Raw genomic sequence first — 17,184 nt, forward strand, 5'->3', positions numbered from 1 at the left:
AAACAAAATCAAGAGCAAACAGATCCCAGCCAAAGCGCCCTATATTCGCCTTTGTTATCAAATCGCTTTACTTGATTTTCCATATTCAGATAGCGATCTTCTTTGGTATCAGGACCAACTCCACCAACTACATTCCAATTGACCCAGTTGGAGCAAATATCATAATCGATTAAAATATGCTGGAAGTAAATAGCTCCCATACGCCAACTAATTTTCAAGTCATTCACTAAATAACTAGAGACCAGTTGTCGCCCTTTGTGGCTCAAGAAACCAGTATGTTTTAGTTGTAACATACAAGCATTGATTAAATCCGACTCTGTTTTTCCATTTATCCAATCCTTAAATGCAGCTTGGTCTTCCTCCAGTTTCTTAGTTTCTTGTCCACGAATACCTCCCTTTTCAAATATCTTATCTTTGTATTTTTTCCCCATCAAACGATAGTGATCCCGCCACAGCAATTCCGATAAAAAGGTTTGAGTAGATTTATTGTTTTTGTACTTGTTTTCGTATTTTTTTAGTTCTGCATAAACATATTTGGGAGAAAGACAGCCCAAAGCCAACCAAGGAGATAATCTAGAAGCGGCATTTAATCCCTTTAGGTCATAACGAGTTTCTGCGAAAGAATCTAAGTGTCTCTTAGGACCAAAATACGTGTGTAATCTCAATAGCGCATTTTCTTCCCCTCCTTTGAACCAAAGATCTGCCCGTTTATCTCGGTTGATGGCATCATGTCCCAGTTCTTTTAAAGAAGGTAAAGCCCCTACCTCTATGTCAATACTCCATGAAGAAAAGGAAATAGGTTCTGCCAATGGTTTTCTGATTGGAATAAAACGTTCTACTTCTTTTCGGAAAGAACTAAAGGCATCTGGCGAGTGAGCAATAGGAAACGGTAGGTCTTGGGTATAATAGAGCATTTTTCCTCTAAAAAATAATATCTCTAAGCCCAACGACCATAAGTTTTTTTCTAGTGCGTTTTGTACTAATACCTCATCGTGCGTACGTTCCATGTTGGCATAAACATAACTGGCATCAATTTCTTTCACCAATTTATAAACCTCTTCTTCTGGTTTGCCTTTGCGAATAATCAAGTCAATCCCCTTTTGCCGTAAAGCACTACGAAGGTGCGCAACACTCTCCAATAAGAATTGCGCTCGAAAAGGTCCTGTTTTTTGAAATTGATAAGGAGTTTGTCCCATCAATTCTTCTTCATTAAAAACATAAACAGGAATTACTTCTTCTCCATTTTCTATGGCTTTAGTCAACGCTTCATTGTCGTGCAATCGTAAGTCTTTTCGAAACCAGACTATTATTCGTTTTGCTTTTTTCATAGTAGTAACAATTAGTAGTAAGAAGCTTTATTGGGGTAGGTCAAAGGCATTGAAGTTTTCTAAAAATGAGCTAATATTCTAAATGACATCTCTTTTTCCTCTACTCATCGTTAAAAATTAGCCCCATAGCTAAGGCTATGCGGCAAATTTTTGTCTTGATTATAGAAAAAATTAGCTTTGCTGCTCCTTCGGGGTGTACTCATTTTTAATGCAATCCCATTTTTAAACAACTTCATTATTTCAATTCCAAAAATTGCATAAAAGTAACAAAAAAAGTGGACAAAGAGTTTGCCCTAAAATATAAACTTTAAGAAACTTTCATTTTTTATTGAAAATAATCTTTTCTTTGACCTCTATAACAAAAAAACAACGATTATGATTCAACAAATCGCATTTAATTTAACCGCAAGAGAAAGAGGTTTTCATTTGATTACGGCAGAAGTCCTTAATGCCCTGCCTCAATTGCCCTCTACAGGGCTATTTCATCTTTTTTTGCAACATACCTCAGCAGGGTTAACCATCAATGAAAATGCCGACCCCGATGTTCGAACAGATTTTGAAAGCATCTTTAATGCATTGGTTCCTGAAAACTTGCCTTATTTGGTGCATACCATAGAAGGTCCAGACGATATGCCTGCACACATCAAATCATCCTTGGTTGGCGTTTCGATCCAAATTCCCATTAGTAATGGGCAACTTAATTTGGGCACTTGGCAAGGCATTTATCTCTGTGAATTTAGAAATCAAGGTGGTCCTCGAAAAGTGGTTGCAACCATCTACTCTTAAATAATGATTAAGATAGACGAAAATGGCTACCAGGCAAAGCCCGAACCATTCCTTTGAGTTCTAATTCTAGCAATAAAGCTGCTATACGACTCGTACTAATCTTGGTTTGCTGAATCAATTGTTCCAAATGAACTTCTTGCCCAACCATCAAATCAACAATTAAACGCTCTTCTGCTGATAATTGTGCAAATAGTTGCTTTTGGCGACCTGCTTGTTGTTTTTCCCAGCGCAAAATATAGGCAATGTCCTCCGCAGATTCCAATAAAGAAGCACGATGTGTTTTGATGAGGTGATTACAGCCTTTAGATAGTGGGGCATCCACGTTTCCTGGAACCGCAAATACATCTTTATTGTATTCGTTGGCAATACATGCAGTAATCATAGAGCCGCCTCGATTAGCCGTTTCTATCACAACAATTGCATCTGCCATTCCTGCAATAATTCGATTGCGCATTGGAAAATGTTGTGGTAAAGGCTCTGTTTGTGTCTTAAATTCTGTTAAAATACCACCACAATCTACCATCCGCTGTGCAATAGGCTTGTGCAACTGCGGATAAATACGATCTAAACCATGTGCTACAACACCAATATTGGGCAACTGCAATTCCAAACATTTTTTGTGAGCAGTAACATCAACACCATAAGCCAAGCCACTAACAATAAGTGGATTGTAACCTGCTAAATCTTGTATCAGACGCTCACAAAAAAGCCGCCCTTGTTTCGTCGGTTTTCGGGTGCCTACAATTGCAACTATTTTGGCAGCATTAAGATTGGCATTTCCTTTATAATACAACAAAAAAGGAGCATCATGACAATTTTTGAGTCGCTTGGGATAATCCAACATCTCTTGAGAAAGCACTCTAATCTTATACTTCTGAGCAAACTCCCACTCTTCTTCTGCTCGTTGTAAGGTCTTTTTTGTTATAATTTGCTGAGCAGTAGCCAAACCAATTTTTTGGAACTGACAAAGCTCGGCACTTGTCGCCTTGTAAAAAACAGCCTTAGCAGAGCCATAATAACTTAGCAATTCTAAAGCTGTTTTGTTACCAATATTCGGCACTAGATGTAGTGCTATTTTATAAATGAGTTCTTCTTGGGCTGCTGCTGGTTGGTTCAAATTTTAGGGAATTTAGATTTTGAGCACCTAGCCTATTAATGGCTTTGGGCATCAAACCAATTTTGTAATGCTGTTTTTTGGGCATCATCCAGATAAGCATCTCCATGCATTCTATAATAACCTTTAGGTGGCATATGTCCTTCTTCTATTTCTTCAGCACACTCATGAAGTGCATGCTTTTGATCCTCTGCTGTCATTTCTGACCAAGTAGAAAAATTTAATGCTTCTCGTGCATGGGTAATATGTCCTCTTATCCAAAATGATATAGGAGCTACGTACGTATACCAAGGATATTTTGTTTCGTTAGAGTGGCAATCATAACAAGAAGCTTTGATCTGAGCCAGAATCGCTTCAGGAGGATTTTCATTAGCAGCAAAGGTCTTTGCTTGGTCAATAGGAATAGGGCTTTTATCGATCTGAAAAAACTGAAGTATGGCAAATAGCCCAAGTATTGCTAAAAAAATTTTCTTTTTATTCATTATTCTGTGGTTTTGTATAAAGAAGTTGTTTAAAAATGATCTTAACACCTGCGATCCAACCATAGCAGCCATCGGATCGGCAGCTATTTTTAGCCCCGTAGCTTCCAGCTACGAAACAAAAAACGAGCTTTGCCCGATAACTACTAGCTTTGATCTCGAAAATCAACAACATTTTTAAACAACTTCAAAATTTTAATTCCCCAATAATAATAGATTATTATTAAACTTTGTTACAAAAGGTAGGCTCATCTTGTAATGAATGTTGATAGCAGGCAATTTATTTTCTTTTATCAATAATTATCATAATCAAACGTTAAACTCGCCAAAAATGAAACCTTTGGTCTAGGCTTTGTTAGTTACAAAACATCTTAAACACTACCAATTCTAATACAATGAAACTACTACCTATTTATTATTCCTTAGTTCTATCCATGCTTTTTGTCATTAGTTGTCAACAAAAAGACCTACTTGTCCCCCAACAAGATCTTAGAGACGACCTGATTGGTACTTATACGGGTACAATTCAAATCGAAAACAAAGCAGAAGACAACAACAACCAAGAAAGCACTGTAGTAGATGATGTAATAGAAAATCAAACGGTTGTTATATCAAAATCCAGCACAGCACCTAATGGTTTAATTATAAATGGGGATGAATCGAATATTTTAATTTATTCGCCCGATAGTCCAAATGAGTACAGCGATATGTCTTTGTATACTGCCGATGAATGCAATGGCATCAAAGTGTATCAGTTGCAATTTTTCCCCTTAGAAAATAAACTTACCTATCATCATAAACACCGCCACGATTGCGATTTTGGTTCGCTTCAACAAAAAAGTATCTTTGAAGGAATAAAAAAGCATTGATATTGGTTGAAGTTTGACACCTGTATAATTAAACGGATATTGAAGGTGTTTTATGTTTCATTTCACAAAAACATATAGCACTGACAATCAACCAAGTGAAATTAAACCTACTGCTACTACATGGTTTTCAACGGAGTAATAAGGATACGAAAGTTGTCTCTTTCTATCTTTTTTTCGTTTATTAAGGTATCAATATTTAATTTACAGTGTACTGGGTACAGGACAAACTTAAAATATTTATTTAATTTACCAATACCATTTTATATGCCCAACCGTCTAAGCATTTTATTTTTTGCTGTTTCTTGTTTAATCTTTAGTGCCTGTCAGAAGGGACCAACCGTAGATGTTCCGTTCAGAACTTATGTGACAATTCCAGCAGGTTTAAATACTGGTTTTTCGCATCATTTTGTTCTTTCTAATATTCCAGGAGCTACTTTTGACAATTTGTTAGAAGCCAGACCTTCCTATGTTACCCTAACAACCGAATATGGAGAACAGAACCTAGATTTTATCCAACAGGCTTACTTTTATACGATAGATGGAACCAACAAAAAAGAGATGGCTTACCAAACCAATTTGCCAGTGACCAATGCAGGTACGGTACAGCTTTATCCATCCATTCTAGATATGAAAGACCACATTACCAAAGATGCGTTTGAAATGGAACTAAAGCTTATATTTAGATCAATCCCCGTTACAGAAACACGTATTCGAATCGATTTTGGCGTTCAAGGCACTTTAGGTGGATAGTTATGGAACTACCTTATATCAAATCCTTTAGAGCATTTTTGCAATTAGAAAAAGGCTTATCTGCGGCCTCTATAGAAGCTTATTTGCAAGATTTAAGCAAACTGCTACAATTTATGAAGATCCATGAATTGAACAGAGGGCTATCTGAATTGCTCCTAAAAGACTTGCAAGATTTTATCGCTTATTTGAATGAATTAGGATTGAGCATCAATTCGCAAGCTCGCATTGTTTCTAGCCTAAAAGCCTTTTTTCGGTACTTAGTGATTGAGGAAGTTATTGCTGACGATCCAGCTTTATTGCTAAGTGCTCCTAAATTAGCTCGTTCCCTTCCTTCTGTATTGTCTTATCAAGAAATTGAGCAGTTAATAGCAGCTATAGACCACTCTAAAAAACAAGGCACTAGAAACCGAGCCATCATAGAAGTTTTGTATGCCTGTGGCTTACGGGTAAGCGAATTAACCCATCTTAAGCTCTCCAATATGTACTTGCACATTGGTTTTATTAAGGTAATAGGTAAAGGCAACAAAGAACGAATGATTCCTATTGGAGAACAAGCAATCAAGCACCTAAATTTTTATCTTCAAGATCGAAATCAAATGCCTAATATCAAGTTAGCAAGTGAAGATATTGTCTTTCTAAACCGCCGAGGAGGTCAACTGACTCGAAACATGATTTTTATTATCATAAAAGAGTTAGCCATTCGAGCTGGAATTGACAAAAAAGTATCGCCTCATACCTTTAGGCATAGCTTTGCAACACATTTGATAGAGGGAGGAGCCAACTTACGAGTTGTACAAGACTTATTAGGGCACAAATCTATTGTTACAACCGAAATATACACCCACCTAGACATGGGCTACCTTACCGACACCATCAATCGATTCCATCCTAGAAATCAATCTGAGCTAAAGACAAAAGATTAGTTGTGTTTGTCGTGCCCTTTATTTTTTTTGCCTCCTTTAGGATGCCTTCCATTCGGTGTTTTATTCTGAATCCCTAAAGAGCGACTATAAACAGAGCTTTTTTCCATGGCTTGTTTGCGTTCTCGTTCAATTTTTTTGAATTTTTGGCGAGTGTATTCTTCTTCAAAAGAAGTAATATTTTCTGTGTCACCCAATTTTTCTAGGCAATAGAGATAATGTGCTAAAATATCTCGCTCTGGAAATTCATCTGGCTTATTGCCGATAATTAGCCAATACATATGTGCAGCAAAGCCATATACTTCTAAATCTAGTGCAATATCTGCATATTCCAATATGTTATCTTCAATGCTCACCTGATTGTCAAACAACAGATTGATTTCATGTCGTTTAGACATTAGGTACAAATCTTTGCTATTTCTTGCAGGTACATTCATGTTAAAAAGAGGATCACAGGCATAAACCGCTTCGTTGCAATCTTTCCAGAGTTGAATAATATCTTCTGGGCTATACTCGCTAATCAAAAGCGATCTCGAATAATACCTTTCATAATTAAAAGCTGCACATTTGGGTAAAACGTTTAATTGTTCCTCAAAATGCAATGCTGCACTTTCAAAATCACCTTCAAATTGAAACTGTTTCCCAATTCGAACTTCTTCTCGAATATCATCAAACAGCCATTCCATTCTAAAATCAAACTGGTAATAAAAGTTTAATGCCATAGAATTTTGTTCGGGAAAAGCTTGCGCAATATTCAGATACCGCTTTGCCAAATCAAATTCACCATTCGCAACATGAATGCATATTTTGGATAAGATCACCAGACCATTTCCAGATTCAATTTCCATGGTAGCCCTCCAATAATCCGAATTTTCTATGGTCAGTTCTTTAGAAGATTTTTCTAAAAATTTTTTCTCTCTTAGAATATTCCCAATCGCATTAACGCCTTTTAGTTGTGTATGTATACTATCTTCATAAAAAGCTAAAACAGGCATGACATCCTCTATTACCCAATTCTGAAACAACTCTGATTTTCCTTTTAGATCAGCAGCCTCAAACTGGGCTTGAACCTTCTCTTCAGGAAGTGCTACTTTTGGCAAAAATTTGAGTTGAGGGTCTTCACAGCCCTTTCCTACTTTTGCCTCAATCAAATAAGCATATTCTGTTAATTTAGAACGTGGAGGACGTGACAAGGCTTCTATGCGACGAATCAGATGATCGGTCGTTTCTTTCTTGAGTTGAGGTCTAGAGCTGACCTCTACAAAAACGGGTTTCCCCTTAGGCATGGTAACCAAAATCATCACATCGTGGTTTCCTTTTTCTAAGGATAGAAAAGCGTGAACAGAAGCTAAAACACGTTTGTTCCAAGGATACAAATAAGTAGTATCTAAGGTCGCAACTGTGACCATATCATCTGTAAAACATTCCACCTCTAGTTCTACGTTTGTCTGTGCCCAAGCAATTGTGTTAGACCATAGATATATCATGCAAAATAATGCGCCTAATCTCATAAGGTTTTGGTTGTATTCGACCATTTAGATTTAGAAACTAACTTTGGATATTAACTGTACTAATCTTTTATAAAAGCCTAATGGGAAGACCTATTATTTGATGCGATCTTTGTTTCTTCCTATCCTTCCTCCGCCACTTCCTTCGGAGTTGTTTTTTCTATGATGTAATTAATTTTGTTGAGGGTTTTGGTGTCTTCTTCCATTAATCTTAACAATTTGCGTTCCAACTCTTCACTTTTGGTATAATTAGAAGAAGTCATGAACACTTGATTAGGGTCGTCTAAGAAACTTGGGTTAGCAAAAAGCACGTTACTGTTCTCTTGAATTAATTCAATAGCCCTGGTAACATCTCCACCAATAAGGTAGCCCCTTTCTATTTGAGGTTGCTTCGTCATTTTTTGGTATAAAATCATATTAAGAGGGGTACGATCTGCAATATCTAAAGTAACCAAAAAAGCATTGGCATGACGTATTTTCTGTGTTCTAAGCACATTTAGATGTTCCAATCCTTCTACCGCCAACACCTCTGTCAAAAAAGCAAGTTGCTCGGCAGGATCGCCATCCTTGAATTGTACATATATAGTAGCACAAAAGTTTAAGGTACCTGGTATATAATTATACAATTTTCTATTTTTATAGGTATAAGATACCGAATCTAATTCTAATGAAAACTCATGTCGATAGTCTTTTTTGAGTCGTAAAGGGAATTTAATATCCTTAAAACCAAAGGATTTTACCTGTAATTCAAAAAAGCCCATAGGAAGCATTACGGTCCAAGCATCTTCCCCTTGATCATAACGCATGGTATATTGTTTTGCCAAGCGCTTAACGGCTCCATTCAAACTATACATATTAACCTTCACATCTACATTAGCCCGTGCTTCCCAATACCCATAGGAAGTTTCTATTTGGTCGTTGGCTGCATCTAGTGCAATAACAAGACGAAGCGAATCTCTTTTTTGTCCAAAAGAAACAAAAAAGCAACTAATTAGACTACCTATTAAAATCCATTTAAACATAATCACAATTTATTTTTATGAGGATTGTATAAATCCTCTATTTGGGGTATTGATAACTTTTTAACACGAATACTATCCTTTTGGGGGCACAAAGGGATAAAACAATAACTTTATTTTGATGCTAAGTCATTTTGGGTATACCTGCCTACACTATTTTGATGCACTTAGAGAACTCTCACAACCTGATAAGTTATCAAGATGAGCAAAAACACTCCCACTTACAAAAAGGCTGGCTTAAAAAGAGCCAATTGTTTCGAGGATAGTATACTCTGTATATATACATATATTTTAAAGACATTTTACCAAAACATATAAGTCTCTAAAACCCAAAATATATAACCATAAATTAATAAGCATGTTGCTCTAAAATAAAAAGAATTATGAATTCAAGTGGATAATTTGCTATTAAATTATCCTTCTTTACTTAGAATTAGCAATTAATTTTTCTTCTTTTTTTTAATAAAATATCAATCTATTTTAAAAATTTTAGTACAGAATAAACCACTAAGGAATACATATTAAAAGCACAACGATTTAAGGTCTTAAAAATAACCCTACTAAATCCTTACTTTATCTTAGCTCTATTTCTTTTATCCTGCATTAAATTAAAAATGAGCGTTCACTTAGCCCTATCACCTTAAAATAACTAAAAATAAATTGACAAAACGATTTAACAATTTGGTGATTTAGCTTACAAAACAGCAATCAGTCTGACAACTAACGCATTACTAATCATTAGTACTAATTATTATTAAAAATTTCTTCTAAAGAAAATTAAAAACTTATTGGGATCAAAAATTTCAGGTTAGAGGAGTAATCATAAAATAGGTTGAAATTTTGATATTAGATGGGATGCCCCAAATATATAAAAAAAGTGCAAGTACTGCTGTACTTGCACCAAAGTTTTTATATAAAAAGGTCGGCTAAATTACAATATTGACCATACGCTTAGGAACAACAATTACTTTTCGGATCGTTTTTCCATCGATCCATTTCTGCACCTCCTCGATGCTCAATGCTTCTTTTTCTATCGCATCTTTATTGGCATCAGCGGCAAAGGTTGCCATTGCACGTTTTTTACCATTGATACAAACAGGATAGGTAATTGTATTCTGAACCAAGTGAGCATCATCGTGCTTAGGATAAACTGCATTGGCATGAACAGAGCCTTCATTACCCAATTTATGCCACAACTCTTCTGTCAAAAAAGGAGCGAATGGCGCCATTAAGACAACCATCATTTCCAAAATCTCACGTTTGTTGCAATTGACTTTTTTCAAGTCATTTGTTGCCACCATAAAATGAGCGATACAAGTATTAAAAGAGAAGTTAGCAATATCTTGGTTCACCTTTTTAATAGCTGTATGCAAGATTTTTAATTCTTCTGCACTCGCTTTTTCGTTGGACACCATCCAAGCTCCATCTTTGTGAAATAGATTCCAGAATTTGCGCAAAAACTTAGACACTCCTGTAATACCTTTGGTGTCCCACGGTTTGCTATCTTCCAATGGTCCCAAGAACATTTCGTACATTCTAAAACAATCTGTGCCATGTTCTTGAATGACGGTATCAGGGTTAATTACATTAAACTTAGACTTTGATATTTTGCCAATTTCACTGTTGGTAACAACATGACCTGCTTCATTGGTTACAAATAATACATCGGTATAATCTGGTCGCCAAGCTCTAAACTTTTTAATTCCCTCTTCGTTCAAATAAGAGCTTTCTTTTCCATAATCAACTACAAAATCAATGTGTACAGGAATCTGGGTGGTTTCTTGTCCTTCGTATTCTGCTAGTTTATCAGCACTGATAAAAACAGATTTTCCATTCTGTTTTTCTTTGAGCATATACAAAAACTCAATGACCCCTTGTAACATCCCTTGGTTCACCAATTTTTTGTAAGGCTCACGAGTAGGCACCATACCCAAATCGTACATAAACTTGTGCCAAAAACGAGAGTACATCAAATGCCCAACAGCGTGCTCGGCTCCACCAACGTACAAATCCACCTCTTTCCAATAATTCACCGCCTCTTTGCTGAATGGCTCTGCCTCATTGGTAGGGTCCATATAACGCAAAAAATACCAAGAAGAACCTGCAAAACCAGGCATGGTATCAATCTCACGAGTCATATCTCCTTGCGTTACCCAATCGGTAGCTCTAGCCAACGGCGCTTTTCCTTCGCTTGTAGGTTTAAAATTGTCCAACGTTGGCAATTCTAATGGCAATTGAGTCTCCGCATGAGCGACACCATCTTTATCATATTTAACAGGAAAAGGCTCTCCCCAATAACGCTGGCGACTAAAGTTTGCATCTCTCAAACGATAATTTACCTTTCCCTCTCCTATTTTTTTGGTCTCGATTTCTTTGATGGCCGCCAAAATAGCTTCTTTAACAGGCATTCCATCCAAGAAATCTGAATTCATCATTACGCCTACTTTATCTCCAATTCCAGCCCCTTCATGCGCCGATTGGTCAACAACTTGAACGATATCCAATTCAAAATGAGTAGCAAAACGATGATCACGTTCATCTCCACTAGGTACCGCCATGATGGCTCCTGTTCCATAACCAATCAATACATAATCGGCAATCCAAACTGGAATTTCTTTTCCTGTAAAAGGATTTATTGCATAAGCACCTGTAAAAGCACCTGTAATAGATTTAACATCAGCCATACGATCTCGCTCTGAACGGCTGTTGGCATATTTTTGATATGCCTCAATAGCTTCTTTTTGTTCTGGAGTAGTAATTTGGTTTACCAAATCGTGTTCTGGTGCCAAAACCATAAATGTTGCTCCAAAAACGGTATCAGGACGAGTTGTAAAGACTTCAATTGCACCATCATGCCCCTTCAAATCAAAAAACAACTTAGCGCCCTCTGAGCGACCAATCCAATTGCGCTGTTGAGTTTTTAGAGCTTCCGAAAAGTCAACTTGATCCAAGCCCTCCAACAAACGTTCAGCATAAGCAGTAATACGCAAAGCCCATTGGCGCATAGGACGTTTGATGACAGGAAAACCACCACGCTCAGAAACACCATCTTTGACCTCATCGTTAGCCAAAACAGTTCCCAATTCTTCGCACCAATTAACAAAACCAACCTTTCGATAAGCCAAACGGTAATTCATCAAAACATCATCTTGTTCTTTGGGGCTATAAGCACGCCATTCCGCTGCCGAAAAAATAGCTTCCTGACTAGACGCAGCATTTACACTAGCGTTGCCCTCCTGTTCAAAAACAGCAATCAATTCTTCTATTGCAGTTGCCTTATTGGTTTCATTGTTGTAATAATGCCCAAACAACTTCAAGAAGATATGTTGAGTCCATTTATAATAGTTAGGATCAGACGTATTCACAGATCGGCTCCAATCAAAAGAGAAGCCTAGATTATCTAATTGCTTACGATAAAAATCAATATTCTGATTGGTAGATACCGCAGGGTGTACTCCTGTTTGTATAGCATACTGTTCTGCTGGCAAACCAAAAGCATCATAGCCCATGGGATGCAGGACATTATATCCCTGTAAACGTTTGTATCTAGCAAAGATATCACTAGCAATATACCCCATAGGGTGTCCTACATGCAAGCCTGCTCCAGATGGATAGGGGAACATATCTAATACGTAATACTTGGGTTTTGAGGTATCATTAGAAGTTTTGTATACCTGATTTTCTACCCAATATTTTTGCCATCTCGCCTCAATTTCGCCTGATTCGTAATCCATTGTAATAAGAAATAGTTGTTGTTTGTATATTTATTTTCTATAAATTTATATATGTTTTTCATAACTAAGAGTTCACAACTCTTTAGCCAACGAATTTATGTAAAGTTTTTGAAAGTGGTTACTTAACAATTATAGTTTTTTAAAAATAGTTCCATTTGCCCCTAATTTTCCATAAAAATAACTCTAAATCAGATTAGAGAATTATTTTTATGAAAAAAATGTTATGTCTATAAAGGGCATGAAATACAATGCAAAAAAGGAGATAAAACAAGTGCCCCAAATAATATTTGGTCATTGTTCTAATCGAAAAACAATTCCTTTTGTTAAGTATTTGTAACTTAAAAAGTTAGTTGCTTTTTTGGTATTTAATTTGCATCTTTGCACCTTCAAAGGGAAGATGTTATATAACATAAAAACTTTACTCCATTTTTTCAACCCACACATAATATTATTATTTATGAAAAAAATATTTACACTTTTAATTTTTTGTTGCTTGGCTGCTCAAATCACCTTTGCGCAAAGCCAAAAAACATTTGTCAAATCTTTGGCAACTCAGGCTTCTACTGTAGTCCTAAATTTAGACGGCGCTACAAATATTACAGAATGGGACGAACAATTCATTCGAGTAACAACAACAATCGAATTGACTAATTTTAACGAAGAGATTTTAAAACGTCTTGTTGCTGTTGGTCGTTATACGTTAGAAACAACAACCAAAGACGGTGTTATGACGGTTAACATGCCTAAATTGGCAACCAAAGTAACCATCAAAGGACAGTTGTTAAATGAGGTTCTAAACTATGAAATTCTTGTCCCTAAAGGAATTACCATAGAAACTAGCTCTGACTACGACAGTAATACAGATACCGTTAACTAACCATTGCTCTGCAATAAGGAATACATCTATCCCCTACTTTAAATATCAATTTGCCCTCTGAAGGGATTGCATTATAAAAATGATAGGAGAATTGCTCTACAAGCAATTCTCCTATTTCATTTTAAGGCAGATACTAAGCACTCTATCAGAACACCAACAAAAGATACAAGCTTATTAATCAATTCACAAAATATTATATTTTTTACATATAAAATGTTTCCATCCTATTGTGTTTTCACTTTTTTTATTTAATTTCACGCCAGATTAGAAACATACCCCATTCTTTAGGTGCACTATATACATATATAATAAACCACTAAGTTTTGCTTTTTTTTTTAGTTTAATCATCAATTACCCCAACCCTTAAGAAAAAAAAATCGTTTTATAAAATATATTGCGTTAATTTAAAATAAATCTCACACATTTTTCCCAATTTATTCAATCATATTTTGTAGGTCCCACATACTACAGAATCTAAAAGCAAGAGCATGAAACATTTAGTCCTAACAACAATGATGATGCTAGGTTTTGCACTAGTAGCTCATACCCAAGTACAAAAAAATATTGTTAAATCATACCAACATACTGGTAGCAAAGTAATCACTTTAGCAGTAGATGGAAATGTTGACATTCAAGAATGGGATCAAAAAATTGTTCGTCTTGTAACAACGATTGATGCCGTTAACTTCAATGATGCAACACTAAAAGCATTGGCAGAGGCAGGTCGCTATACTGCAACCTCCAAAGAAGTAGATGGCAGCATGATTCTAACGATGCTAAAAGCACAACGAGAACTCGTTATTAGAGGCGTAAAAATTCAAGAAAAATACACCTTTCAAATTTTTGTCCCTCGTGGTGTTACCGTAGAACAAGTTCAGCATAAAGATGTAGCAGCTTTATTCTAAATAGTTGATCTTACTTCAACAAAAAACTCGCTGAAAATAATTCAGCGAGTTTTTTTTATTTTTTCCATTTCCCCATGAAGTAACGTCCTACGAAAAGTCCTAAAATAACCAATAAGGCTCCTATCCCTCCCCAAAACAATCCCCCAAAACCTTCTTCTGTGGCATTTTCTCTTTGGGGCAAAGGTGCTTCATCACCTATTTGAATAAACGCAGACCACAAAAAGGGGTGCGCAGATTGCTTCCGAGCATTCTGAATAAAGTTCAGCTTTGCATCTCTGAGTGCTTCATCTTTGGGCATTCCCATTTTTAAGTTTTCGTATAAACTACGCATAATAACTGCCGTAGCATGATCGTTTACACTCCACAAGGACGTAATTAAGCTTTTAGCTCCTGCATAAGAAAACCCTCTAGCCAAAGAAGCAATCCCCTCACTTTCATGCAATTCTCCCACTCCTGTTTCACAAGCACTTAATACAACCAAACTAGCAGTGAGATGCATATTGTATAAGTCTCGAACATAAAGCAATTCATTGTCATTGGAATCGGGGACTTCAGAAAACGCTAAAAAAGAATTTTCTGATTTTTGAGCATTCATAACGCCATGTGTTGCAATATGTACAATGCAATAATCCTCGCAATTTTGTTGGAAATTTTCTTTTGTTGCCATCGAACCATTAAATACTTTTCCATTCATTTCTATAATGTCAAATATATCTGCTACTTCTTTTTTGGTATGAATCAAGGGGTTAAAGTTATATTGCCCCTCTAAGGTCACTTCTGGATCAAATTCTGGCGCAAAACCCAAAAATATTTTACGAGGTACATGTTCTTTGGTCTGCATTTCGTGCAATAAGGTAGCAGAATAACAATAGCCTACGGCGTATTTATTCAACAAATAAGGCATCTTTTTTAAATTGTTACCTTTGGCTGGCTTGGTTAACAAGGCTTCAAAAGGCAAAAATCCCAAATTACCAGCAGGAATAATCATCAACCTATTGTTAGCTGTTTTAGTAAGTACGGGTTCTAAAATCGCTCGATATAAATCACGCCCCAAACGCTTGTATTGCTCTAAATAAGCATTACGCAAAGAATCTGACCGCCCTTGTTTTCCCAAATAATAACCATAAATTCCCTCTCTAAACTGCTTTATATTAGACTTTAAATCGAAATCAATTGGCAATTCTAAAATATCATATCCCCTTTTGTCGATTCTAAACACAATCAATTCATCATCTCCTATAAAATATTCGATCAACGTTTGATCAGCGGCTAATCGTTCTCTTACCTCCTCGACAGAAGCAACCTTTAGGTCAAATTTTAGTTTGTAATAAGCAGGGTGCTGTTTACGCAATTGGATCAAAAAATCTTCATAGATTTGCCTTTTTTCTAACAAAGCTTTTTCTTTTTCTCTCAGTTCATTTTTATACTCCTCCCCTTTTCTGCGGTTTTGTTTTAGGACATACAATTCGTTATCCAACTCATCCACAGCGTATTCCAATTCTTCCTCTTTTTGGATTTTTTCTATTGGAACTCCTGCTATTTTTTTGGCTTTAATTTTCTTAAAAGCCTCTAACAATAATAAGCTCTTGCTGCGCTCTGATAATTCAAAAGCTTCCATTTTATAGCGTTCGTTGTTTGTTTTTTGGTACAAAATCAAACAACTTTTAATTGCTTTTTTATAAAAATCTAGTGCCCGATCTGACCACAATAAGCGAGCAGTTTCGCCTGTATACAACCGACGCAATCGAGTTATAAATACATCCATCAGACGATAATTATCTAAGGCTGACTTTAATGATTCAAGGCTATTTTTACGTCCAAAATAAATTGCCCCTCGCTGTGCCAGTATTTCTGCCATCAATCCCAATGAAGCAGATTGATTCAATTCGTTAACTGTTGGCAACTTGCCCTCTTCCTTTCCTTTCCAACTAGGTAGCAAAGATTGAATCGCAAAATCATTATAAGCTAAAGCTTCTTTGTCTCGTTTGTATGCTATATAATAAGCTGCCAAATCTCTATAAAATGTACTCCAAACGACATCCTGCTCAATCCGCTCCATCTCCCCCATTTTTATTGCTGTAAACATATGTTCCCCTGCCAAACTAGCATTACCTAACTTCTCTTCTACTCTCCCTAAGTACAAATGCGCCTGTGCCAATAATGCCATATCTTTAACATTCTCATCGTTAAAAGCCAACGCTTTTTCAAAATAGGCTTTAGTTTTAGTATATTTTTTTTGGGCATAAACGGTATACCCCATCCCCATCAAAGCATCTAAGTAGAGCTTTTTTGAGTTGCTATCTTGTTCCAACGTCTTATTTTGCTCAAACAAAGCTACTGCCTTGGCAAAACTTATCTGCGCCTCAACTAGACGTTCTAACTCCTTTAGGATTTTTCCTTTTTCGCTATAAGCCAATAACAAATCGTTAGGAGAATAATTAGATTCGTTTTTTGCCCAGTCAATCGCTAATTCTAGCCGTTCTAATCCTCGATTGTAATTTCCTAGATAGTGATAAGCAATCCCCAATTTTGTGGTCAAAGGGAACCATAATTCTACCTTATTTTGTGTTGATTTTCGCAATAGTAGCTCCTCTCCCAAAGATGTTGCTCGATTATAGGCTCCTAAGTTATAAGCCAGCAAAAAATCCGTCATTGTTGTTCGTTGCCCTAATAGATTTGTTGTCGTAAAGCATAAAATACTTAAAACAACAAAATAATAACTTCGCATAGTGTACATAAGTAATTTTTTAAGGGTGAATGGATCCATTTAATCGTTTATTTTTAGGGTATTAGAACAATCTCTAAATGTCATTAGTTCGACCATGCAGAACCCAGCTTGCTGGCTCACGAGCAATAACGAATCAACCACAGGTAGCTCATAGAGATTCGCTAACT

13 protein-coding genes are annotated in these 17,184 nt (G+C 36.2%); 6 read left to right on the top strand and 7 right to left on the bottom strand.

Features of this window, described 5'->3' with window-relative positions; translation table 11 throughout:
- Window positions 1–8: 8 nt before the first annotated feature.
- The gene (locus AsAng_RS13295; protein WP_264793287.1) at window positions 9–1,328 is read right to left on the bottom strand and encodes a DASH family cryptochrome; all 1,320 of its coding nucleotides are present in this window, start codon (window positions 1,326–1,328) and stop codon (window positions 9–11) included.
- Between the two features lie 375 nt (window positions 1,329–1,703).
- On the opposite strand from AsAng_RS13295, the gene AsAng_RS13300 reads away from it, so the two are divergent.
- The gene (locus tag AsAng_RS13300; protein ID WP_264793288.1) at window positions 1,704–2,114 is read left to right on the top strand and encodes a secondary thiamine-phosphate synthase enzyme YjbQ; all 411 of its coding nucleotides are present in this window, start codon (window positions 1,704–1,706) and stop codon (window positions 2,112–2,114) included.
- 7 nt (window positions 2,115–2,121) lie between these two features.
- Here the strand turns inward: AsAng_RS13300 and dprA are convergent, their stop codons facing one another.
- Together dprA and AsAng_RS13310 are read right to left on the bottom strand one after the other, a co-directional pair.
- The gene (dprA, locus tag AsAng_RS13305) at window positions 2,122–3,231 is read right to left on the bottom strand and encodes a DNA-processing protein DprA (protein WP_264793289.1); all 1,110 of its coding nucleotides are present in this window, start codon (window positions 3,229–3,231) and stop codon (window positions 2,122–2,124) included.
- 35 nt (window positions 3,232–3,266) lie between these two features.
- Window positions 3,267–3,710 carry a heme-binding domain-containing protein gene (locus tag AsAng_RS13310; protein ID WP_264793290.1) on the bottom strand — a complete coding sequence of 148 codons (444 nt, stop codon included), beginning with the start codon at window positions 3,708–3,710 and terminating at the stop codon, window positions 3,267–3,269.
- A gap of 392 nt (window positions 3,711–4,102) precedes the next feature.
- Here AsAng_RS13310 and AsAng_RS13315 point away from each other — a divergent pair, with 392 nt between their 5' ends.
- From AsAng_RS13315 to xerD, 3 genes are all read left to right on the top strand, one after another.
- Window positions 4,103–4,576 (top strand): hypothetical protein, encoded by a 474-nt coding sequence (locus AsAng_RS13315; RefSeq protein WP_264793291.1) that lies wholly within the window; start codon window positions 4,103–4,105, stop codon window positions 4,574–4,576.
- 264 nt (window positions 4,577–4,840) lie between these two features.
- The gene (locus tag AsAng_RS13320) at window positions 4,841–5,326 is read left to right on the top strand and encodes a hypothetical protein (RefSeq protein WP_264793292.1); all 486 of its coding nucleotides are present in this window, start codon (window positions 4,841–4,843) and stop codon (window positions 5,324–5,326) included.
- Between the two features lie 2 nt (window positions 5,327–5,328).
- Entirely contained in the window at window positions 5,329–6,249 is a 921-nt protein-coding gene (gene xerD / locus AsAng_RS13325; RefSeq protein WP_264793293.1) for a site-specific tyrosine recombinase XerD, read from the top strand.
- Here the strand turns inward: xerD and AsAng_RS13330 are convergent.
- From AsAng_RS13330 to leuS, 3 genes are all read right to left on the bottom strand, one after another.
- On the bottom strand, window positions 6,246–7,757 hold the full coding sequence (locus AsAng_RS13330; protein ID WP_264793294.1) for a hypothetical protein: 1,512 nt from the start codon (window positions 7,755–7,757) through the stop codon (window positions 6,246–6,248). The genes xerD and AsAng_RS13330 overlap by 4 nt on opposite strands.
- A gap of 119 nt (window positions 7,758–7,876) precedes the next feature.
- The gene (locus AsAng_RS13335) at window positions 7,877–8,776 is read right to left on the bottom strand and encodes a hypothetical protein (protein ID WP_264793295.1); all 900 of its coding nucleotides are present in this window, start codon (window positions 8,774–8,776) and stop codon (window positions 7,877–7,879) included.
- 923 nt (window positions 8,777–9,699) lie between these two features.
- Complete coding sequence (gene leuS / locus AsAng_RS13340; RefSeq protein ID WP_264793296.1) at window positions 9,700–12,507, bottom strand: leucine--tRNA ligase; 2,808 nt, start codon at window positions 12,505–12,507, stop codon at window positions 9,700–9,702.
- Between the two features lie 457 nt (window positions 12,508–12,964).
- Between leuS and AsAng_RS13345 the strand changes: the two genes are divergently transcribed.
- Window positions 12,965–13,384: a hypothetical protein gene (locus tag AsAng_RS13345; protein ID WP_264793297.1), complete on the top strand. Its 420-nt coding sequence runs from the start codon at window positions 12,965–12,967 to the stop codon at window positions 13,382–13,384.
- A gap of 488 nt (window positions 13,385–13,872) precedes the next feature.
- Complete coding sequence (locus tag AsAng_RS13350; RefSeq protein ID WP_264793298.1) at window positions 13,873–14,289, top strand: hypothetical protein; 417 nt, start codon at window positions 13,873–13,875, stop codon at window positions 14,287–14,289.
- A 55-nt stretch (window positions 14,290–14,344) separates the two neighbouring features.
- Here AsAng_RS13350 and AsAng_RS13355 read toward each other — a convergent pair whose 3' ends face one another.
- Complete coding sequence (locus AsAng_RS13355) at window positions 14,345–17,026, bottom strand: CHAT domain-containing protein (RefSeq protein ID WP_264793299.1); 2,682 nt, start codon at window positions 17,024–17,026, stop codon at window positions 14,345–14,347.
- Window positions 17,027–17,184: the final 158 nt, after the last annotated feature.

It is taken from the genome of Aureispira anguillae (assembly GCF_026000115.1).
GTDB classification, from domain to species: Bacteria; Bacteroidota; Bacteroidia; order Chitinophagales; family Saprospiraceae; genus Aureispira; species Aureispira anguillae.